Here is a 20,321-nt window from a genome sequence, read left to right on the forward strand (position 1 = left end):
GCCGCGGGCGCGGCGGGGCCGCTCAGCCCCAGAACGCCCGGACGACCCGCTCGGCGCTGCGACCGTCCTGCAGCGCGTTGTAGGTGCGGTGGAAGTCCTCCTGCGCGCCGGCGTACTCCTCGGCGAGCCGGGGCAGCCGCTTGAGCCAGTCGATGACCTCGTCGGCGGTGTCGAGGAGCGGGCCGGGGGCGGAGTCCTCGAACGGGTAGAGGAAGCCGCGCACGCCGCCGGTGTAGGCCGCCAGGTCGGGCACCAGGAACAGCGTCGGGACGCGGGCCAGGGCGACGTCGAAGCGCAGTGACGAGTAGTCGAGCACCGCGGCGTCGGAGGCCAGGATCAGGTCGTTGATCTCGGGGTAGCCGCTGACGTCGAGCAGCCGGGCCTGGGTGGCCGCCTCGGCGTCCGGGCGGGCGTGGAAGCGGTGCCCGCGCATCAGCAGGACGTAGTCGGGCCCGAGCTTGCGACTGGCCGCGGTGAGGTCGAGGTGGTGGATCATCTCCGCCGAGCGCCAGTCGGTGGCCAGGTCGTCGCGCCAGGTCGGCGCGTACAGCACGACCTTCTGCTCCGGGCCGATGCCGAGCCGACGGCGGGTGTCGGCCCGCCGCTCCGCGGCGTCCGGGGCGACCAGCGCATCGTCGCGCGGGTAGCCCTGGTTGTGGATGGCGCCGTCGTACTCGTACTCGGTGCGGTAGTAGACGTCCATCTCGGGCGCCGGGGTGAGGATCAGGTCCCAGTCGCCGGAGGTGCGGGCCAGCTCGAGGGCGATCCGGCGCGGGGTGTAGCCCTTGGCCTCCCACATCCGGATGCCCATCGACTTCGCGGGGTAGCCGTGGAAGGTCTGCAGCAGCTGCTGGCCCGGCCGCTTGAAGAACCAGCGGTCGACGTCGATGTTGAGGCAGAGGTAGCGGGCGGTGGTCAGCACGCGGTACCACTCGCGCGAGCGCATCAGGACCGGGACGCCGCCCTCGGGCACCTGCGAGCCACTGTCAGAGACGCCCCAGTAGATCGTCAGCTCCGGGTGCGTACGACGCAGCTCGTGGTGGATCGCCAGCTGGCTGTCGGTGGCCGTCGCGCCGTCGTACGACTGGAGGTAGACGGCCTGCTCGTCGACCGGCTCGGTGTGGGTGCGCGCCCAGGCCTGCAGGCTGGCCTGGGCGAACGGGCCGCGCTCGTCGTCGGCGAGCGGCGGGAGCAGCTGGACGCCGAGGCCACGGGCCGAGCGCGCGGGCCGGAAGCGGAAGCCGTGGGCGACGGAGAAGCCGAGGAGGCGGTCGAGGGTCCCCGGGTCGAAGATCACCCGGGCCGCGGACCCGGGGACGCCGTCGAGCTCGAAGGTGTAGGCGCCCGGGGGGACCGGGGCGGGACCGAGGCCCCACGGATCCCAGACGGTCGGGAGCGCGGCGTGGACCAGGCCGTCGGACCCGGTGGTCAGGTCGGCCGTGAGCCGGGCCGGGCCGAGCAGCTCGACGCGGCCCCGGGCCGCGGGCCGGCCCAGCCAGGAGCCGGTCAGGTCGAGGGCGCCGTCGGCCAGCTCGAGGCCGTGGACGACCAGGACGCCGTCGGCCTCGACGACGTCGGTGTCGCCGGTGCCGGAGCGGCTCAGCGCCAGGCCGCCCTCGCCCACGGCGAGCCAGGGGTCCTCCTGGTCCGGCCAGCCGACGGGGAGCAGGTCGCCGGACGCGCCGACGGCCCGCAGGTCCCAGCGGGCGTGCTCGCGGCCCACCCAGGGCTGCGGCACCTCCAGGTCGAAGCGCAGCAGGTCGCCGTCGGGCCGCAGGGTCACCCGCTTCTCCAGGCTGCCCATCTGGACCTGGATCGCGCGCAGGGCAGCGGTGCCGGGGCGCAGCGCACCGACGACGCGCCGACCGTTCACGCGCGCCTCGACGAGCCGAGGCCCGTGGTCGGGGCGCACCTCGACGCGGAAGCGCGCCCCGCGTCGGGTCGGGTCGACGCGCTGTTCGCCGAAGCGGCGGCCGCCGACGTACCCGTGCCAGAGGGAGCTGGCCACCGAGCGCTCGTCGAAGCGGGTGATCCCGCCGCGGCGGGTCAGCCCCTGCGTCTCCAGCTGCACCTCGACCGTCCAGCGGGCCGTCCCGTCCGGGCCCGACCGCGTCAGCTCGGCCAGCGCGGGGGCGTCGACCGTGACCCGGGCCGCGGAGCGGGCCAGGTCCTGGTACATCCGGCCCTCGCTGGGGTTGATCGACCAGTCGACGTACTGCTCGACCTCGAGGGCGACCCGCTCGTCACCGCGCACCAGCTCGACCCGCAGGTCCGGGAAGTCGGGGAGGCCGACGTGGTCGACGTACGCCGCCAGGTCGAGCTGCAGCCGGTCGCCGGGGGCCCACCGGACGTTGCGGAGCACCACGACCAGCGGGGTCTCCTGCTCGGTCATCACGTAGCAGTCGTCGGGGACCCCGACCTCGGGGTCCTGACGGAAGGGCAGGTCGGCGACCACGACGCCGTCCTCGACCAGGGTCGGCCGGTTGTCGCGCTCGAAGAGCCGGCCCGTGACCAGCTCCTCCAGCTCGGTGCGCTTCCCGGCCTGCAGCAGCCAGAGCCGGACCCGGGACTCGGCGCCGAGGGAGCGCCACGCAGCGTCGCCGCCCTCGCGGACCAGCAGCCGGGCGTGCTCGCGCAGCCGCGTCCACTGCTCCTCGGTGGCCCGCTCGACATCGGACACGAACGGCTGGATCGCGGTGTCGAGGACACCCCACAGCCACCAGTCGCTGACGTCGTCGGCGCCGAGCGCCTCCAGCTGGGCCCAGGTCTGCTCGTGCTCCTCGACCCAGGCGTCCAGGCCGGCGAGCACGTCGGTCATCGACCCCACGCTCACACCGTCGCGCCGGCCGACCGGCACGTAGGTGTCCTCGGCCAGCAGGTCGAACGCGCGCGCCTTCGCGTACGACGCCAGCGCGACATCGGTCCCGCGCGCCCGGTCGGGGGCGAAGCGCAGGCCGGACGAGCGCCAGAACTCGGTGCGGAGCAGGCGGTTGCCGAGGCCCAGGTCGGTGACCGCGATCGGCGAGGCCGCCAGATCGGTGCCGACCAGCTCCACCTCGTGGGCGGCGCGGTACGGCGAGTCGACGTGCCGGCCCGCGGGCCCCGGCGGAAGGACCATCCGGCCGACGGCGAAGTCGGAGCCGGAGCGCTGCAGGACCTGGGCGAGCCGGTCGAGGCCCTTCGGCGGGATGTTGTCGCCGCCCCCGGCGAAGAGGAGGTACGCACCCTTCGCGGCGTCGGCGCCCGCGTTGCGGGCGGACGCGGCGTCCGGGGCGTCGTGCTTGGCGATCCGGATGCGCCAGTCGGCGTCGGCGTGCTCGCCGGCGATCCGTCGTACCTCGGTGCTGCGGCCCCACGGCTGCACCCGCACCTCGAGGTTGCGGTAGACCTGGCCGCGCAGCTCGTCGAGCTGGGGACCGATCCGGGTCGTCTCCTCGTCGCTGACGGCCAGGACCACGGTCACCAGGGGGTCGCCCCACCCGCTGCGGAAGCGTCGGCTCGCCCGTCCGATCGGGCCGCGGATGCCCCGGGGCGTCGCCTTGCCGGCTCGGACCAGGGCCTCGGCCACGCGCTGCCGTGGACGCACCGACGGTTCTCCTCTCGACGACTCCTGCTGGGCGGACCGATGCTACCGGCCGCTCGGGTGGCGAGCGTCAGGCGTCGACCCGACCGGCCGGCCACTCGCGCTCGCCGCTGCGCAGCCCGCGGGTGAAGCGGGGCGGCAGCCGGAAGAGGTGGCGCGGCAGCGACGGGTCGTCCCAGAGCGGCAGCCGGAGGTAGCAGGCGTCCTCGAGGTCGAGGTAGGGGAAGTCGCTCATCACCCGCCCGCCCGCCTCGTTGAAGGCGATGGCGTCGGATCGCCGCTCCTCGACGATCAGGTGGTAGACGACCTTGTGCTGGGGATAGATGCGGTCCCAGAACGCCTGCTTGGGGACCAGCGCGGTGAAGGCACGCACCTCCGCGACCAGCGCCTGCCAGTAGTCGTCGGGGGCCTCCTCGACACGGCGGATCGTGGAGCCGAAGTCGTTGTTGAGGTACTGGGTCAGGCGCGCGTCGTGGAGCTTCGGACCCGAGACCGTGGCCAGGATGTCGAGCGCCTCGCTGGCCGTGCGGAAGCGGTCGCGCAGGTTGGCCGTGGACAGCACCTGCTGGGTCATCGAGCTGCGGTCGTCGCGGGCGCGCCAGGCCACGGTCGGCTCGACCAGGTGGTCGACGGCGCGCGCGTGGCCGAACGCGCGCGCGCTCACCAGCTGGTCCTGGTAGTAGCCGGGCTCCGCGAACTCGCGGACGGCCTCGTCCCAGTAGGACCGGCGGTAGACCTTGCTCCACTGCACCGCGTTGACCATCATCGACGGCCGGTCGGTCACGGACGCGGCGAGCAGCTCCTGGCCGTGCGCCCGGCTGATCCACGGCATCGGCGGCTCCTGCTCGCTCCCGCGCAGCCGGAGGTACGACGCCTGCGCGAAGTCGGAGCCGGTCGCCCGCAGCGAGCCGACCAGCCGCGCGTAGGCCCCCGGCAGGACCACGTCGTCGCCGTCGAGGAAGGTGAGGAACTCGCCCCGGGCGTGGTTCAGGGCGAGGTTTCGCGCCGCGTTGGGACCGCCGTTGGCCTGGGTGTGGACCTGGAGACGCGGGTCGGACGCGGCCAGCTCCTCGAGGAGCTGGCGGGTGCCGTCGGTCGAGCCGTCGTCGACCACGACGAGCTCCACCTCGCGGTGGCTCTGGCCCAGCACGGACGCGACGGCGTCGGCGATGTAGGGCGCCACGTTGTAGGCGGGCATCACCACGCTGACGACGCCCTCCCGGCGCTCCTTCTCCCGGCGCCGCCGCTCGCGGGACGGGAGCGGGGCCGGGCGGGCCAGCACGCCGAGACGCGGCGTCAGCTCGTCGCCCGGGCCGCCGGGCAGCAGATCACGGAGCACGGCGGGGATTCTGCCTCATGACCGACGGCCGGCCCGTCCGCCCCTGCACGAGGGGAGACGGGCCGGCCGGTGTCGGGTCCGGATCCGGCGTCAGAGCAGGCCGGCGGCGGTCAGGAAGTCAGCTGCGACGTCCTCAGGAAGCTCGCGGTCGACCGCGACCCGGCCGTTGAGCTCGGTGAGGTTCTCGGTGGTCAGCGCCGCCATCAGCGGGTTGAGCACGTCGGCCAGGTCCGGGTGCTCGTCGAGGAACGCGGTGCTCACGGCGGGGACGAGGTTCTGGGCGGGCTGGATCTGCAGGTCGTCCTCGAGGACGACCAGGCCCTGCTCCTCGAGCGTGCCGTCGGTGGTGCTGGTCTCGCCGAGCTCGGACTCGCCGTCGAGGACCGACTGGTAGGTCTGGTCGCTGGCGTAGCCGAGGGGCAGCGAGTCGGTGACGTCGATGCCGTACTGCTCGCTCAGGCCGCCCTCGCAGTCGAGGCGACCCTCGCAGTCGGGCGCCGCGGCCAGCTTGACCGACTTGCCCTTCAGGTCGGACAGCTTGGTGACGCCGTTCTCGTCGGAGTACTCCTGGGTGACGAAGAAGGCGTTGGTGTCGGTCGCCGGGGAGACGTCGAGCAGCGAGATCCCGGCACCGTCGAGCAGGGCCTGGCCGTCGCTGGCCAGCTGGTCGCCGTCGCCGGCCTCGAAGGGCTCGGCCTCCGCGCCGTTCTCGCGCGAGTTGAGGAAGTTGACGATGCCGCCGACGTACTCCGGGACGACGTCGACGCTCGCGGGGAACGTGGACATGTAGGCGTCGCGGGCGTCGACCAGCTTGACGTCGACGGTGTAGCCGGCGTCCTCGAGCAGCTGCTCGTACATCGAGGCGACCAGGGTCGCCTCGGGGAAGTTCTGGCCGGCCAGGGTCAGCTCGCCGCCGCCCGCGGGGGCGTCGGAGGAGTCCGAGGAGGGAGCCGGGTCGTCGGCGGAGTCCGACGAGAGGTCGTCACCGGCGCAGGCCGTGGCGAGGAAGAGGGTGCTGACCGAGAGGACCGCGGCCAACTGGCGTCGTACGAGCATGAGATTCCTTCTGTGTCCCGCGGCGTCGTCGCCACGCGTGTCCGGATGCAGCTATCGGCCGACGGTGCCGGCGTCGTCCGCAACACTAGAAGCGGTCACCGACATTCCCACCTCACCCGACAGGTCTCGATTCGGTGACGATCCCCGGCGGGCCGGGTCCGACAATCGCTGCGCGGTGGCGGCCAGCAGCTCCAGCAGCAGCGCCACCAGGGCGACCACCACCGCGCCGGCGATGCCCTTGCCGTAGTTGGTCCGGTAGAACCCGTCGGTGATGACCCGGCCCAGTCCCGGCCCGGCGACCAGCGCGGCGATGGTCGCGGTCGCCCACACCTGCACCAGCGCGAGCCGCACGCCCGAGACCACCAGCGGCAGGGCCAGCGGGAGCTCGACGCGCACGAACCGCTGCCAGCCGGTCATGCCCATGCCGGTCGCCGCCTCGCGGACGTCGGCCGGCACCTCGCGGACGGCGACGTAGGCGTTGGTGATGATCGGCGGCAGCGCGAACAGCGCCAGCGCGATCAGGGTGGCCAGGCCGGCCCGGCCGTAGGGCCCGAACTCCTGCGCCCCCGGGAAGTCGGCGGTGACCAGGAGCGCCAGCAGCGCGAAGGTCGGCACCGCCCGGCCGATGTTGGAGATGTTGATCGCGAGGAAGCCGCCGCGACCCAGGTGCCCCAGCCACAGCGCGACCGGCAGCCCGACCAGCATCGCGAGGCCCAGCGCGGTGACTGTGAGCAGCAGCTGCTGGAGCAGCAGGGCCAGCATGCCGGTGTCGCCCGTCCAGCTGTCGCCGGCGGTGAGGTAGGCCCAGGCGTCGGAGAGGACGGTCATGCGCCGACCCCCCGCGTCCACGGCGTCAGCACGCGCTGGGTGAGCACGAGCACGACGTCGAGGACCAGGGCCAGCAGCACGCACAGCACCGAGGCGGTGAGCAGCTCGGCCCGGAAGTTGGTGCTGACGCCGTCCTTGATCAGGTTGCCGAGCCCGCCGTACGCGACCAGGGAGCCGACGGTGGTGAGCGCGACCGTGGAGACCGTCGCGACCCGCAGGCCGGCCATGATCACCGGCAGCGCCAGCGGCAGCTCCACCCGCAGGAGGAGCCGGCCGGCGCCGTACCCGAGACCGGTCGCGGACTCACGGACCTCGTCGGGCACCGACCGCAGCCCCTCCAGGATCGCCCGGACCAGCACGGTCAGGGCGTAGAGGGCCAGGCCGATCACGACCGTGGTCGGCGACAGGCCGGTGAACGGCACCAGCAGCGGGAAGAGCGCCAGCGACGGGATCGTGTAGACGCCCGTGCTCACGCCCAGCACCGTCGACTCCAGGCGCGGGTAGCGCCGGGCCAGCAGCGCGAGCGGGAAGGCGATCAGCACCCCGAGGACGACCGCCGCGACGGTGATGGCGAGGTGCTGGACCGTCGCGTCGACGATCTGGTCCTGGCGGTCGGAGAGGTACTGCCCGCAGATCCACTCGTTGGTCAGCCGGCTGTAGCAGCTCGGCTCCGCCGCCGGGGCGACCAGCGTGGGTACTGTCACGGTCATGGAACGTACCCGTTCGGCGGACGACCACGCGATGATCCGCCTGTCGGGCGTGGGAAAGACGTACGACGACGGCACCGTCGCCGTCCAGGGCCTCGACCTCGAGGTCGGTCAGGGCGAGCTGGTCTGCTTCGTCGGCCCGTCCGGCTGCGGCAAGTCGACCACGCTGAAGATGATCAACCGGCTGATCGAGCCGACGACCGGGACGATCGAGATCGACGGCCGCGACGTCACCGGCCAGGACCCGGTCGAGCTGCGTCGCGGGATCGGCTACGTCATCCAGCAGGTGGGGCTCTTCCCCCACCAGAAGATCGTCACCAACGTGATGACCGTGCCCCTGCTGTACGGCGAGTCGAAGGCCACCGCCCGCCGACGGGCGCTGGAGCTGATGGACCTGGTCGGCCTGGAGCCGGCGACGTATGCCGACCGCTACCCCCACCAGCTCTCGGGCGGTCAGCGCCAGCGCGTCGGCGTCGCGCGGGCGCTCGCGGCCAACCCGCCGGTGCTGCTGATGGACGAGCCGTTCGGCGCGGTCGACCCCGTCGTACGCGTGCGGCTGCAGGACGAGTTCCTGCGGCTGCAGCGCGAGCTCGGCAAGACCGTCGTGCTGGTCACCCACGACATCGACGAGGCGGTGCGGATGGGCGACCGGGTGGCGGTCTTCGCCACCGGCGGCCGGCTGGCGCAGTACGGCACCCCCGCCGAGGTCCTCGGCCGGCCCGCCGACGACTTCGTCGCCGACTTCGTGGGCTCGACCCGCGGCCTGCGCCGGCTCAGCGTGACCCGCATCGACCGCGCCCACCTCGAGCCGGTCGACGGCGTCACCACCGGCGCCCTCGGCGCGGTCATCGACGTCGACTCCTCGCTGGAGGAGGCGCTCGCCGTGCTGCTGCGCGACGACCGCGGCGTGATCGGCGTCCAGGACGGCCCGCAGGTGGTCGGCGTCCTCACCCCCGACGGCATCCACCGCGCCCTGCGCGCCTCCCTCGCCGACGCCGAGTCGGCGTGAGTCCGCCGCCGATGCGGGTGGACCGTCAGTCGGTGACCGGGACGTCGCGGTGCCAGGACTCGGTGACGTACGTCGTCTCCCAACCCATCGACGAGTAGAGGCCGTGGGCGCCGGTCGGCGAGTCGGCGTCGACCTCGAGGCCGACCCGGTCCCGGCCGCGCGCGGCGGCGTCGGCGATCACGGTGCGCAGCAGGCCCTTGGCCACGCCGCGACCGCGGGCGGCCTCGAGCACGCCGATGTAGGAGACGTACGACCCGTCCGGGCCCGAGGTGCTCTCGGAGACGTTGGCGACCAGCGCGCCGACCGGCTGCGGCTCGTCCCCGTCGAGGAGCTCGGCCAGCCACCAGTGGTCCCAGCGGTGCCCGGGGTCCTCGCGCAGCCGGTGCAGGAACTCGTCGAAGGTCTCCTCCCAGGAGTTGAAGTGGTCGACGAACGCGCCCTCGAGCACGTCGTGGACGTCGCGCAGGTCGTCCTCGTCGGGCATCCCCGAGCCGGTACGACGCACCAGCCGGATGCGCATGCCCTCGGACTCCCACGCCGCCGGGTCGGGGACCAGCCCGACCTCGTCGGGCGTGACGGGGCGGCTCTGCTGGTGCCAGGTGCGGACCCGGGTGAAGCCGGACGCCTCCAGCCAGGTGTGCTGCCGGTCGTCGTCGGCGAACGCCCCGGTGTCGATCTGCTGGACGTCGAGGCCGCGGGCCGAGCCGACGGTCCGGGCCTGGCCCACGGCCCACTCGACCAGGACGTCGGAGCAGGCCCGTGCGACCACGTCGTCGAGACCGCGTTCGACCACGTGCACGAAGAGCATGCGGCCGCCGGCGCGGTCGTGGACGCTGCCCCAGGCGCGGATCTCGCCGCCCGGGTCGCGGACGACGACGTTCTCGCGAGTGCGCAGGCCCTTCTCGGAGACCTCGACCAGCACGTCGTCGACGCCGGAGCCGGCCCAGCCGCGGCCGTGCCGCTCGTGGGCGCGCAGCAGGTGGGTGAGCCGGGCGACGTCGAAGCGGTCACTCGGGTCGGGCGTCGCGACGCTCCAGTCCTCCGGCAGGCCGGGCGGGTCCGGGACCAGCTCCTCGGGATCGGTCTCGAAGCGGGAGTCGTCGGGGATCACGGAGAGGCATTGTGCCCCACCGCGCCCTCCCCCATGCGGGCGGTAGGCGGGCGGTAGGCGGGCGGCAGGCGGGCGGTCAGGCGCGCTTGCGGGTGGCCTCGGACGCCCGCCACGCGGCGGTGACCGCGGTGAGCTCGGCCTTCAGGACGTCGACCTGCTGCTCCAGCTCGGCGACCAGCACCACGGCCTCGGCCGCGGTCTGCTCGGCCTCGTCGAGCCGCGAGACGATCCGCTGCCCCTCACGCTCGGCCACGTCGGCCCGACGGGCCTCGGCGTTCATCTTGCGGGTCGCGTCGGCGGCTCGGCGCTGGGCGTCGCCCAGGGCCTCCTGGAGCTGGGCCAGCGCCGACTCGCGCTCGGCGATCCGCTCCGTCATCGAGGCGGCGTACGACGCGTGCTCGGCCGTGCGCTCCTCGGTGAGGACGCGGTAGGCCTGGGCCTGCTCCGCGCGGTCGCGAGCGGCGTCGCGCCGGGCCTGGGCGAGCTCGGTGTGGGTGATCCGGGTGGCGGCCGCCCCGAGGGCGACGCCGAGGAACGCGGCGATCGTGACGAGGAGCCACGAGCCGCTGACGACCGCGCCGGTGACGGCGGCGGCCGCGAGCACCAGGAGCGCCACGGCCACCGTCAGCCGGGTGCTGCGCTGACGACGACGTGCTGTGACGCGTGTTGCTGATGGGGAAGCCATGCCTAGCAGGTTAGGCGTCCGGGTCGTCGGATCGGACGCGACACGCGCGCTCGAGCAGCAGCCCGCCGATCACCATCGCCACTCCGGCGACCGCGGCGACGAGGGCGCGGGTCACCTGCTCGCCCACCAGCTCGGAGGCCAGGCCGAGCCAGGAGACGGCGTACCCGGCGTAGGCACCGGCGACCAGCGCGCCGACGTACGCGCTCGCGCGGGCCAGGGCGAGCCGGTTCAGGGCGCGGTGCGGCTCCATCCACTCGCGGCGCACCTGGAGCTGGCGCCAGGTCGACCAGGCGGCGACGCCGACGATCACGGCGACCACGCCGAGGGCGACCGGCTGGGTCCAGCCGACGACCCGGGCCGTGCCGTCGAGGGCGACGGCCAGCGGTCGGACGAACCAACCGCCGACGAGACCGGCGACGGCGCAGACGGTGAGCCCGGCCGGGGAGGTCGGGCGGAGCCGCCCCTCACCAGGCCCGTCGGGTGCTCCCGGCGGCTCCTCGGAGGGCTGGCTCACCGGCGGCTCACTCGAGCTCGAGCGTCAGGTCGTCGCGAGGGGTGAGGCCGTCGGTGCCGATCGTCGCCAGCAGCTCCGAGATCGGGCCCGCGTCGGGGAACTCGGCGTCGGGCTCCAGGTCGAACCACGGCTTGAGCACGAAGGCGCGCTGGGCGGCGCGCGGGTGCGGGAGCCGGAGGTGCTCGTCGTCGCTGCGCCGGTCGCCGACGACGATCAGGTCGACGTCGAGGGTGCGCGGGGAGTTGGGGACCTCGGAACGCTCGCGGTCGAAGGCGTCCTCGATGGCCAGCGCGCGGTCCATCAGCCGGGTCGCGGCCAGCGTGGTGTCGATCAGGACCACCGCGTTGAGGTAGTTCTTGGCCTCGACCGGGGAGTCGACCGGGACGGTCTCGTAGACCGGCGAGACGCCGGTGATCCACACGTCGGGGGTGTCGGCCAGCGCGTTGATGGCGCCCTGGAGGGCGGTCATCCGCTCCCCGAGGTTGGAGCCGAGGGCCAGCACCGCGCGCCGGATCGGCCGCATCTCACCGGTGAGGGTGTCCGCGTCGACGATGTGCGGGTTGGGGGTCTCAGTCACGGGGAGTCCTTCGCGTGATCGTCAGCGCGACGTCACGGAACGTCGCCTCGATGGGTGCATCCGGCTTGTGGACCGTGACCCGCGCCCATTCAACACGGTCGTCCAAGAGGCAGACGTCCGCGATCCGCTGCGCCAGGGTCTCGATCAGGTCGACCGGGTCCTGCTCCACGGCGATCTTCACCGCGGCCACGAGACTCCCGTAGTCGACCGTGTCTTGCAAGTCGTCCGACGCCGCGGCGGGTGCGGTGTCGATGCCGAGCGCGAGGTCGATCACGAAGGTCTGTCCCTCGCGCTTCTCGAACTCGAACACGCCGTGGTGGCCGTAGCACTCGATCCCGAGCACGGCCAGTTCGTCGGTCATCCGGACCCCTCCCTGGAGGCGATCGCGACGGTCGCCGCGATGGCGTCGCGGGCCGCACGGACGTCGTGGACCCGCACCCCCCACACTCCCAGACGGGTCAGGTGGGCGAGGACGGCGGCATGGGCGTGCTCACGCTCGTCGACCGGCCGGGGCGGGCCGTCGTCGGGGCCGAGCAGGCTGCCGAGGAAGCTCTTGCGGCTCGCCCCGACCAGCAGCGGCAGGCCCAGTGCCTGCAGCGGCGCGAGGTCGGCCAGCAGCTCCCAGTTGTGCTCGCCGCGCTTGGCGAACCCCAGGCCGGGGTCGAGCACCACCCGCTCGGCCGCGATCCCGGCGGCGAGCATCGCCTCGACCCGGGCCGCGAGCTCGTCGCGGACCGCGGCGACGACCCCGCCGGGGGCGTCGTACCGGGCGAAGTCGGTCATGTGGTCGCTGTGGGCGCGCCAGTGCATCGCGACGTACGGCGCGCCCGCGGACGCGACGACGCGCAGCATGGCGGGGTCGGCGAGCCCGCCCGAGACGTCGTTGACGACCATGGCCCCCGCCGCCAGCGCCGCCTCGGCCACCTCGGCGCGCATGGTGTCGACCGAGACGACCGCCCCCGCAGCGGCGAGCTCACGGATGACCGGCACCACGCGGGCCAGCTCCTCCGAGACCACCGGCCGGGTCGCGCCGGGCCGGGTCGACTCGCCCCCGATGTCCAGCAGGTCGGCGCCGTCGGCCAGCAGCCGGAGACCGTGCGCGACCGCGGCCTCCGAGGTGGCGTAGCGACCCCCGTCGGAGAAGGAGTCGGGGGTGACGTTGACGACGCCCATCACCCGGGGCCGACCCGTCGGGTGCAGCAGGTCCACGGCGGCGCTAACGCCTCGGGCTGTGGATGAGCGCCATGGCCTCCGCCCGGGTGGACGGGCTGTTGAGGAAGGAGCCCCGCACGGCGGAGGTGATGGTGCGGGCGCCGGCCTTGCGGACCCCGCGCATGGTCATGCAGAGGTGCTCGGCCTCGATCACGACGATCACGCCGCGCGCCTCGAGGATCTCCACCAGGGCGTCGGCCACCTGGGTGGTCAGCCGCTCCTGGACCTGCGGGCGCTTGGCGTAGACGTCGACCAGCCGGGCGAGCTTGGACAGGCCGGTGATCTTGCCGGTCTCCGCCGGGATGTAGCCGACGTGGGCGACGCCGGTGAACGGCACCAGGTGGTGCTCGCACATCGACCACAGCTCGATGTCGCGGACCAGGACCATCTCGTCGTGCCCGAGGTCGAAGGTCGTGGTGAGCACGTCCTCGGGGGTCATCCGGATCCCCGCGGTCAGCTCGGCGTACGCCCGGGCGACGCGCGCCGGGGTCTCGAGCAGCCCCTCACGATCGGGGTCCTCGCCGATCGCGAACAGCAGCTCGCGCACGGCGGCCTCGGCCCGGGCGTGGTCGAAGGCCGGGACGTCCTCCGGCCGGCGTACCGGGGAGGACACCGGATCGGTCATGCGGGGCCGGGACCCGGCGGCGTCGGGGGCGGGACGGGACCGCCTCCGGAGCCGAGGGTCGGGTCGCCGTGGACGTCGCCCCCGGGGCCCGGAGGCGTCACGACGACGCCGGGCGACGACGCCGTCGCGTGCCCGTTGGCGGCGGCCCGGTCGCGGATCTCCTGCGGGATCTCGATCGGCGGGATGTCGGACGGGTTGCGGTCCGGGGAGCCGGTCCAGGCCGGGCGCGCCTGGCGGCGGCGCAGCGGCGTGAAGATCTCGGCCACCTGGGCCTTGTCGAGCGTCTCCTTGTCGAGCAGCGCGAGCACCAGCGAGTCGAGGACGTCGCGGTTCTCCTCGAGGATGTCGAAGGCCTCCTGGTGGGCCGTCGCGAGGAACTTCTTGGTCTCCTCGTCGACGATCGCGGCGACGTCCTCGGAGTAGTTGCGCTGGTGGCCCATGTCGCGGCCCAGGAACGGCTCGCCCTGCGCCTCGCCGAGCTTGATCGCGCCGAGCCGGTCGGTCATGCCGTACTGGGTGACCATCGCCCGGGCCAGGTTCGTGGCCTTCTCGATGTCGTTGCCGGCGCCGGTGGTGGGGTCGTGGAACACCATCTCCTCGGCCGCCCGGCCGCCCAGCATGTAGGCCAGCTTGTCGAGCATCTCGGAGCGGGTCTGGGAGTACTTGTCCTCGTCGGGCAGCACCATCGTGTAGCCGAGGGCCCGGCCGCGCGGCAGGATCGTGATCTTGTGGACCGGGTCGGTGCCCGGGAGCGCCGCGGCGACGAGGGCGTGGCCGCCCTCGTGGTAGGCCGTGATGAGCTTCTCCTTCTCGCTCATCAGGCGGGTACGACGCTGCGGACCCGCGATCACCCGGTCGATGGCCTCGTCGAGGGTGGCGTTGGTGATCAGCTTCTGGTTGCTGCGCGCGGTGAGCAGCGCCGCCTCGTTGAGCACGTTGGCCAGGTCGGCGCCGGTAAACCCGGGCGTACGGCGGGCCACCGAGATCAGGTCGATGTCCTCGGACATCGGCTTGCCGCGCGAGTGGACCTGCAGGATCTGGTGGCGACCCGACAGGTCGGGGGCGTCGACCTGGATCTGCCGGTCGAAGCGGCCCGGGCGCAGCAGCGCCGGGTCGAGCACGTCGGGCCGGTTGGTGGCCGCGATCAGGATGACCCCGCCGCGGACGTCGAAGCCGTCCATCTCGACGAGCAGCTGGTTGAGCGTCTGCTCGCGCTCGTCGTGGCCGCCGCCCATGCCGGCGCCGCGGTGGCGGCCGACGGCGTCGATCTCGTCGATGAAGACGATCGCGGGGGCGTTCTCCTTGGCCTGCTCGAACAGGTCGCGGACGCGGCTGGCGCCGACGCCCACGAACATCTCGACGAAGTCGGAGCCGGAGATGGAGTAGAACGGCACGCCCGCCTCGCCGGCGACGGCACGCGCGAGCAGGGTCTTGCCGGTGCCGGGAGGACCGTAGAGCAGCACGCCCTTCGGGATCTTGGCGCCCACGGCCTGGAACTTGGCCGGCTCCTGGAGGAACTCCTTGATCTCGCCGAGCTCCTCGATGGCCTCCTCGGCGCCGGCGACGTCGGTGAACGTCGTCTTCGGCATGTCCTTGGAGATCAGCTTGGCCTTGGACTTCGCGAACTGCATGACGCCGCGGCCGCCGCCGCCCTGCATGCTGTTGATGAGCCAGAAGAAGACCAGGACGATCAGGATGATCGGCAGGAACGAGATCAGCAGCGTCGCGAGGATGCTCTGCTCGGCGACCTCGGTCTCGACCTTGTCGATCTTGCCGGCGTCCTGCTGGGCGATCGCGGCCTCGTAGATGGTGTCCTGGGTGCCACCGATCCACTTGGTGAAGACCTCGTCGTCGTTCTCCTTCACCGCCCGGATCTCCTGGTCACCGTCGACGAAGGTGACCTTCTTGAGACCGCCCTCGGCGATGAGCGAGCTCATCTCGGAGGCGGGGATCTCCTTGCCCCCGTCGTTGGGGGTGAGGAACTGGAGAGCGAGCAGGACGCCGACGACAGCGACGACGATCCAGACCCACGGACCCTTGAATATGCGCTTCACTGGCTTCTTCCGACTCGGGCACGTCTGAACCCACGACGGTACACGTCGTCGGCAATCACGATTGTCTCAGGATCCGCGCAATGGCGGCACCGTGGGCCCGCCGGACGGTCCGCTCAGGAGTAGACGTGCGGCGCGAGCGTGCCGATGTCACGCAGGTTGCGGTAGCGCTCCTGGTAATCGAGGCCGTAGCCGACCACGAACTCGTTCGGAATGTCCCATCCGACGAACTTCACGTCGAGCGGCACCTTCAGGGCCTCCGGCTTGCGCAGCAGCGTGGCCACCTCGACCGAGGCGGGGTTGCGCGAGGCGAGGTTGGAGGTCAGCCAGGAGAGGGTCAGGCCGGAGTCGATGATCTCGTCGACGATGAGGACGTCGCGCCCGGAGATGTCGGTGTCGAGGTCCTTGAGGATGCGCACGACGCCGCTGGACTTCGTCCCCGAGCCGTACGACGAGACCGCCATCCAGTCCATCTCGATGTGGCGGGTGAACGCGCGGGCCATGTCGGCCATCACCATCACCGCGCCGCGCAGCACGCCGACGATCAGCAGCTCGCGGCCGGCGTACTCGGCCTCGATCTCCTGGGCGAGCTCACCGATCCGCTCCTGGATCTGGGCCTCGGTGAAGAGCACGTTGACGAGGTCGTTCTCGACGTGAGCAGCGTCCATGTCGGAGAGCCTAAGGCTCCGCCCGGACGACGCGGACACCACCGTCGTCCCGGCGTCCACGGAGGTGGCCGGGCAGGTCGATCCAGCGCTGACCGTGCCAGTCGGTGACCAGCGCGTCGAGGGCCAGCACGTGCTCGTGGAACAGCTCGCCCGCGGGGGCGCCGGCGGCCAGGGCGGCGAGGCGCAGCACCCGCCGTCGTACGGCGTCCGGCTCGGCGGCCAGGCCCGCGACCGGGAGCGTCCCGTCCGGACCGGCGAGCCGGGCGTGGGCGGCCTCGGCGAGGTCGTCGAGGAGCTCCATGTCGCTGCGCAGCTGGTCGGCGGTGCGGGCGAGGGTCGCGGCGACGCCCGGCCCGAGGTGCTCCTCCAGGACCGGCAGCACGGTGTGCCGGACCCGGGCCCGGGTGTAGGCGGGATCGCGGTTGTGCGGGTCCTCCCAGAACCGGATGCCCTCGACCTGGCAGGCGGTGACGGTGTCGGCGCGGGCCACGTCGAGCAGGGGGCGGCGGTAGACGTCGAAGGAGCGACGCATCCCGGCCAGCGAGCGGCCGCCCGACCCGCGGGCCAGGCCCAGCAGCACGGTCTCGGCCTGGTCGTCGCGGGTGTGCCCGAGGAGCACGGCGGCCGCGTCGAAGTGCCGGGCCATCTCGTCCAGTACGGCGTACCGCGCCCGCCGGGCCGCGGCCTCCGGGCCGATCCCGGCGTCGTCGACCTGCACCCGCGCACCCACGGTCTCGTCGACGCCGAGGCCGGCCATCTGGTCGACGACCTGGACGGCGTGCGCGGCCGAACCCGACTGCAGGCCGTGGTCGACGGTGGCGCCGACGACGCGCAGCCCGACCCGGTGGCCCTCGACGACGGTGGCGGCGAGCAGCGCGAGCGAGTCGGCCCCGCCGGAGCAGGCGACCAGGACGGTCCGCCCCGGGTCGAGGTCGGCGAGCGAGCGTCGTACGCCCCGGCGGACGGCGGCGAGCGACGGGTGGAGGGTCACAGCACGCGAGCGACCCAGGTCTCCGGGTCGGCGATCTCGGCCTTCGAGGGCAGGTTCTCGGCCCGCTCCCAGACCGCGTTGAACTCGGTCATCCCGACCTTGTCGACGACGGCGCGGACGAACGTGGCGCCGTCGCGGTACTGGGCCATCTTGGCGTCCAGGCCGAGCAGGCGGCGCAGCAGCCGGTCGAGGGTGCCGACGCCGCCGCGGCGGTCGTTGAACTTGCCGCGGATGGTCTCGACGCTCGGGATGACGCTCGGCCCGACGCCGTCCATCACGACGTCGGCGTGCCCCTCGAGCAGCGACATCACGCCGGTCACCCGGTCGACGATCTCCTTCTGCTCGGGCGACCCGAGGACGTCCATCAGGCTGCCGCCGCGGGTGCTGCTGCGCAGCGCGTCGACGACCCGCTGCAGACCGTCCTCGAGCGCCGAGGACGAGCCGACGGTCTCGGCGATGGCCCGGACCTCGGAGAAGAGGTGGTCGCGCATCCACGGCACGGCCGTGAACTGCACCCGGTGGGTCTCCTCGTGCAGGCAGACCCAGAGCCGGAAGTCGGTCGGGTCTGCGCCGATCTCGCGCTCGACGTGGACGATGTTGGGGGCCACCAGCAGCAGCCGCCCGTGCGGGTCGTGGAACGGGTCGAACTGGCCCAGCACCTTGCCGGCCAGGAAGCCGAGCAGCCCGCCGACCTCGACGCCGGTGACCTTGGAGCCCACGGCGAGCGCGACGCCCGAGGGCGGCTTCTTCTCCGTCAGCGTGTCGACGAGCGGCGCCAGGACGGTGCGGAACCCGTCGGCGTTGGCCTGCACCCACCCGGGGCGGTCGACGACCAGCACGGGGGCGGTGCCGTCGGGGGCGTCGAGGCCGGTGAACTCGCGGACCAGACCGGTCGAGCGCGCGGCGTCGGCCCGCAGCTCGGCGACCACGGCGGCCGCCTCGTCGCGGGACACCGTGGGGCCCTCGCCGGCGATCCGGGAGCCGAGCTTCACGGCCAGGTCCCAGTCCACCATCTCCCGCGTCATGGGACGACCGTACTGGCACCGGTGCAGGCGGTCGGGGCGGCGGCGGTCCCCGGACCGGCGCAAGTGCGGCGGCTACGGGCGAGTAGGCCGCCTCGGCCCCCACCACTAGCGCAATTGCGCTGGTGGAGGGGGCGGCCGCCGGGGTCGGACCCGGGCCGGCGCTGGACGGCTACGGCGCGGCCGTCGCCGCGCAGGCGCACGCGGCCAGGGCGGCGGCGGCCGAGTCGAGGGCGTCGCGCGCGTCGATGGTGTCGGTCTCCTCGACCTTGTCGGTCATCAGCACGAACAGCAGCGGGCTGCCGTCGACGGTGGTCGCGACGCCGGCGAGGCTGCTGACGCCGGTGAGGGTGCCGGTCTTGGCGCGCACCCGGCCGCGACCCTCCGCGGGGCCGGTCGCGAACCGCTCGGCGAGCGAGCCGGTGAATCCCGCGACGGGCAGCCCGCTCAGCACCGTGCGCAGCGCTGGGGCACCCGTCGCGGCCTGGCGGAGCACGCCGAGCAGGGTGGCGGGTGGGATCCGGTTGCGGCGGGAGAGCCCGGAGCCGTCGTACAGGCGGACGGCGTCGGTGGGGACGCCGAGGCGGTCCAGGGTGGCCGTGACCACGCGCACGCCCGCGTCCGCGCTGCCGTCTCCCCCGTCGGCCAGCGCGACGTGGCGCAGCAGCACCTCGGTCGCCTCGTTGTCGGAGACGAGCAGGGCCTGCTCGACGATCTGGGCGACCGGCGCGGACCGGACCTCCGCGACGGGCGTCGCGTCGGGCCCGGCGGCCCGGCCGACCGGAGCGCCGGCGACCGTGACACCGGCCGCGGTCAGCTCGCGGGCGAACACGTCCGCCGCCGTGCGGGGCGGGTCGGCGACCCGCCCGGTGCCGTTCTCGGGTCGGCCCTCGTCGGCCCACAGCGCGGAGATGGGGGCGACGACACCGTCCGGCAGGTAGCTCGCCGGCCAGGCCGGGTTCACGGCCGGACCGCTGAAGAGGCTGTCGTCGTACTGCAGCCGGACCCGGGAGACGCCGTCGGCGAGCAGCGCCTCGGCCGTCTGCGTGGCCAGGGTGCGGAGGTCGGCGCGGGCCGGCCAGGCCGCCCGCTCGCCGGGCTTGCGGTCGGCGTCGGGCGGCGTGCTGGCCAGGAACGGGTCGCCGCCCCCGACCAGGACGACCCGGCGTCCGTCGCGCACCACGCGGGTCGCGAAGGTCGCCGCCGGGTCGAGGGTCGCCAGCGTCGCGAGCCCGGTCAGCAGCTTGGTGGTGGAGGCGGGCACCGCCGTACCCCGGCCGAAGGAGTACGTCGGCCCGCCGTCGAGGCCGGTGACCGCGGCCAGCACGTGACGGCCCAGGTCCTCGTCGCGCAGGTACGGCGCCAACGCGGCCCGGACCGCGGCCTTGTCGACGACGGCGGCCGACACCGGGGCCGCGATCGGGGCGGGGGCGGTGACGGCCGGCAGGTCGAGGCCGGGTGGCGGCTCGACGACCGCGGGGTCGGTCGGCCCGGCGGGCTCGCGGGGGAACCAGCGGTCGGCCAGGTCGTAGCGGTAGGTCGCCACGACACCCGCCGTCAGCGCGAGCACGACGAGCAGTGCGAGCCAGCCTCGAAGCCCCCCGGCCTCCCCTTGCGGGGCCTGGGTCAGCCCGTGGCGTCGGTCACGTCGGTGCACCCGATCCCCTCTCCGCTACGCATCCGCGGCCATTCTGGGGGAGACTGCCCGGGTACTGACGTAAGGGCCCCCTCAGACGGCCCGCAGATGGCGGAGGAAACACGTGCTGGAGTTCGACGTACTGGTGGAGATCCCCAAGGGTGAGCGCAACAAGTACGAGGTCGACCACGAGTCGGGTCGCATCCGCCTCGACCGGACGCTCTTCACGTCCACGCAGTACCCGGCCGACTACGGCTACATCGAGGACACCCTCGGCATGGACGGCGACCCGCTCGACGCGATGGTGCTGCTCCAGGAGCCGACCTTCCCGGGCTGCCTGATCAAGTGCCGCGCGATCGGCATGTTCCGGATGACCGACGAGGCCGGCGGCGACGACAAGGTGCTCTGCGTGCCGTCGACCGACCCGCGCCTGGAGCACCTGCGCGACATCAGCCACGTCTCCAAGTTCGACCGCCTGGAGATCCAGCACTTCTTCGAGGTCTACAAGGACCTCGAGCCCGGCAAGTCCGTCGAGGGCGCCGAGTGGGTCGGCCGCACCGAGGCCGAGGACGAGGTCCGCGCGTCGTTCCAGCGGCTCAAGGACAACCCCGGCGCGATCCACTGACGGTGCTGCCTCGGGCCTCGGTGAGTTTTATCGGCTAGCCGATAAAACTCACGCCGGGACGACAAAGGTTCATCGTCCCGGG

The 20,321-nt window shown here is 73.3% G+C and carries 19 protein-coding genes; 2 read left to right on the forward strand and 17 right to left on the reverse strand.

What is annotated here, in order from left to right:
* Nucleotides 1–22: 22 nt before the first annotated feature.
* The 5 genes from BLT76_RS08155 to BLT76_RS08175 form a co-directional block, all read right to left on the reverse strand.
* A complete protein-coding gene (locus tag BLT76_RS08155) occupies nucleotides 23–3,586 on the reverse strand; it encodes a bifunctional glycosyltransferase/CDP-glycerol:glycerophosphate glycerophosphotransferase (RefSeq protein ID WP_139175446.1) in 3,564 nt (1,187 codons plus the stop codon).
* Nucleotides 3,587–3,653: 67 nt separating this feature from the next.
* On the reverse strand, nucleotides 3,654–4,922 hold the full coding sequence (locus tag BLT76_RS08160) for a glycosyltransferase family 2 protein (RefSeq protein ID WP_090853600.1): 1,269 nt from the start codon (nucleotides 4,920–4,922) through the stop codon (nucleotides 3,654–3,656).
* 90 nt (nucleotides 4,923–5,012) lie between these two features.
* Entirely contained in the window at nucleotides 5,013–5,978 is a 966-nt protein-coding gene (locus BLT76_RS08165) for an ABC transporter substrate-binding protein (RefSeq protein WP_090853603.1), read from the reverse strand.
* Between the two features lie 51 nt (nucleotides 5,979–6,029).
* The gene (locus BLT76_RS08170) at nucleotides 6,030–6,806 is read right to left on the reverse strand and encodes an ABC transporter permease (protein WP_090854469.1); all 777 of its coding nucleotides are present in this window, start codon (nucleotides 6,804–6,806) and stop codon (nucleotides 6,030–6,032) included.
* Nucleotides 6,803–7,510: an ABC transporter permease gene (locus tag BLT76_RS08175; protein WP_244509315.1), complete on the reverse strand. Its 708-nt coding sequence runs from the start codon at nucleotides 7,508–7,510 to the stop codon at nucleotides 6,803–6,805. Before BLT76_RS08175 ends, BLT76_RS08170 begins: the two co-directional genes overlap by 4 nt.
* A 4-nt stretch (nucleotides 7,511–7,514) precedes the next feature.
* On the opposite strand from BLT76_RS08175, the gene BLT76_RS08180 reads away from it, so the two are divergent.
* Entirely contained in the window at nucleotides 7,515–8,522 is a 1,008-nt protein-coding gene (locus tag BLT76_RS08180) for an ABC transporter ATP-binding protein (RefSeq protein WP_090853610.1), read from the forward strand.
* A 25-nt stretch (nucleotides 8,523–8,547) separates the two neighbouring features.
* Here the strand turns inward: BLT76_RS08180 and BLT76_RS08185 are convergent, their stop codons facing one another.
* The 12 genes from BLT76_RS08185 to dacB all read right to left on the reverse strand — a co-directional run bounded on the left by BLT76_RS08185 (nucleotide 8,548) and on the right by dacB (nucleotide 19,635).
* Nucleotides 8,548–9,633 (reverse strand): GNAT family N-acetyltransferase, encoded by a 1,086-nt coding sequence (locus BLT76_RS08185; RefSeq protein ID WP_211752811.1) that lies wholly within the window; start codon nucleotides 9,631–9,633, stop codon nucleotides 8,548–8,550.
* A 76-nt stretch (nucleotides 9,634–9,709) separates the two neighbouring features.
* Nucleotides 9,710–10,318: a hypothetical protein gene (locus tag BLT76_RS08190; RefSeq protein ID WP_090853613.1), complete on the reverse strand. Its 609-nt coding sequence runs from the start codon at nucleotides 10,316–10,318 to the stop codon at nucleotides 9,710–9,712.
* A gap of 10 nt (nucleotides 10,319–10,328) precedes the next feature.
* Nucleotides 10,329–10,832 (reverse strand): DUF3180 domain-containing protein, encoded by a 504-nt coding sequence (locus BLT76_RS08195; protein WP_090853616.1) that lies wholly within the window; start codon nucleotides 10,830–10,832, stop codon nucleotides 10,329–10,331.
* 7 nt (nucleotides 10,833–10,839) lie between these two features.
* Nucleotides 10,840–11,409 (reverse strand): 2-amino-4-hydroxy-6-hydroxymethyldihydropteridine diphosphokinase, encoded by a 570-nt coding sequence (gene folK, locus BLT76_RS08200; RefSeq protein ID WP_090853623.1) that lies wholly within the window; start codon nucleotides 11,407–11,409, stop codon nucleotides 10,840–10,842.
* On the reverse strand, nucleotides 11,402–11,770 hold the full coding sequence (gene folB, locus BLT76_RS08205; RefSeq protein ID WP_090853626.1) for a dihydroneopterin aldolase: 369 nt from the start codon (nucleotides 11,768–11,770) through the stop codon (nucleotides 11,402–11,404). The genes folK and folB overlap by 8 nt, the downstream gene beginning before the upstream one ends.
* On the reverse strand, nucleotides 11,767–12,582 hold the full coding sequence (gene folP / locus BLT76_RS08210; RefSeq protein ID WP_090854475.1) for a dihydropteroate synthase: 816 nt from the start codon (nucleotides 12,580–12,582) through the stop codon (nucleotides 11,767–11,769). The genes folB and folP overlap by 4 nt, the downstream gene beginning before the upstream one ends.
* 43 nt (nucleotides 12,583–12,625) lie before the next feature.
* Nucleotides 12,626–13,246: a GTP cyclohydrolase I FolE gene (folE, locus tag BLT76_RS08215; protein ID WP_090853629.1), complete on the reverse strand. Its 621-nt coding sequence runs from the start codon at nucleotides 13,244–13,246 to the stop codon at nucleotides 12,626–12,628.
* On the reverse strand, nucleotides 13,243–15,300 hold the full coding sequence (gene ftsH, locus BLT76_RS08220; protein WP_090853631.1) for an ATP-dependent zinc metalloprotease FtsH: 2,058 nt from the start codon (nucleotides 15,298–15,300) through the stop codon (nucleotides 13,243–13,245). Before ftsH ends, folE begins: the two co-directional genes overlap by 4 nt.
* 113 nt (nucleotides 15,301–15,413) lie before the next feature.
* Nucleotides 15,414–15,965, reverse strand: coding sequence for a hypoxanthine phosphoribosyltransferase (gene hpt / locus BLT76_RS08225; RefSeq protein ID WP_090853634.1), 552 nt, complete (start codon nucleotides 15,963–15,965; stop codon nucleotides 15,414–15,416).
* Between the two features lie 10 nt (nucleotides 15,966–15,975).
* Entirely contained in the window at nucleotides 15,976–16,956 is a 981-nt protein-coding gene (tilS, locus tag BLT76_RS08230; protein ID WP_090853636.1) for a tRNA lysidine(34) synthetase TilS, read from the reverse strand.
* On the reverse strand, nucleotides 16,953–17,981 hold the full coding sequence (locus tag BLT76_RS08235) for a zinc-dependent metalloprotease (RefSeq protein WP_244509316.1): 1,029 nt from the start codon (nucleotides 17,979–17,981) through the stop codon (nucleotides 16,953–16,955). Before BLT76_RS08235 ends, tilS begins: the two co-directional genes overlap by 4 nt.
* A gap of 169 nt (nucleotides 17,982–18,150) precedes the next feature.
* On the reverse strand, nucleotides 18,151–19,635 hold the full coding sequence (gene dacB, locus BLT76_RS08240; protein ID WP_090853642.1) for a D-alanyl-D-alanine carboxypeptidase/D-alanyl-D-alanine endopeptidase: 1,485 nt from the start codon (nucleotides 19,633–19,635) through the stop codon (nucleotides 18,151–18,153).
* A 106-nt stretch (nucleotides 19,636–19,741) separates the two neighbouring features.
* Between dacB and BLT76_RS08245 the strand changes: the two genes are divergently transcribed.
* Entirely contained in the window at nucleotides 19,742–20,239 is a 498-nt protein-coding gene (locus BLT76_RS08245; protein ID WP_090854478.1) for an inorganic diphosphatase, read from the forward strand.
* Nucleotides 20,240–20,321: the final 82 nt, after the last annotated feature.

This window comes from Nocardioides lianchengensis, assembly GCF_900101465.1.
Lineage (GTDB): Bacteria > Actinomycetota > Actinomycetes > Propionibacteriales > Nocardioidaceae > Nocardioides > Nocardioides lianchengensis.

What these genes read in the sequence shown, in the direction of transcription:
- BLT76_RS08165 (WP_090853603.1), bottom strand. Translation starts at nt 5,978, where the DNA reads ATGCTCGTACGACGCCAGTTGGCCGCGGTCCTCTCGGTCAGCACCCTC.
- BLT76_RS08170 (WP_090854469.1), bottom strand. Translation starts at nt 6,806, where the DNA reads ATGACCGTCCTCTCCGACGCCTGGGCCTACCTCACCGCCGGCGACAGC.
- BLT76_RS08180 (WP_090853610.1), top strand. Translation starts at nt 7,515, where the DNA reads ATGGAACGTACCCGTTCGGCGGACGACCACGCGATGATCCGCCTGTCG.
- BLT76_RS08190 (WP_090853613.1), bottom strand. Translation starts at nt 10,318, where the DNA reads ATGGCTTCCCCATCAGCAACACGCGTCACAGCACGTCGTCGTCAGCGC.
- folB (WP_090853626.1), bottom strand. Translation starts at nt 11,770, where the DNA reads ATGACCGACGAACTGGCCGTGCTCGGGATCGAGTGCTACGGCCACCAC.
- folP (WP_090854475.1), bottom strand. Translation starts at nt 12,582, where the DNA reads ATGGGCGTCGTCAACGTCACCCCCGACTCCTTCTCCGACGGGGGTCGC.
- folE (WP_090853629.1), bottom strand. Translation starts at nt 13,246, where the DNA reads ATGACCGATCCGGTGTCCTCCCCGGTACGCCGGCCGGAGGACGTCCCG.
- hpt (WP_090853634.1), bottom strand. Translation starts at nt 15,965, where the DNA reads ATGGACGCTGCTCACGTCGAGAACGACCTCGTCAACGTGCTCTTCACC.
- BLT76_RS08235 (WP_244509316.1), bottom strand. Translation starts at nt 17,981, where the DNA reads ATGACGCGGGAGATGGTGGACTGGGACCTGGCCGTGAAGCTCGGCTCC.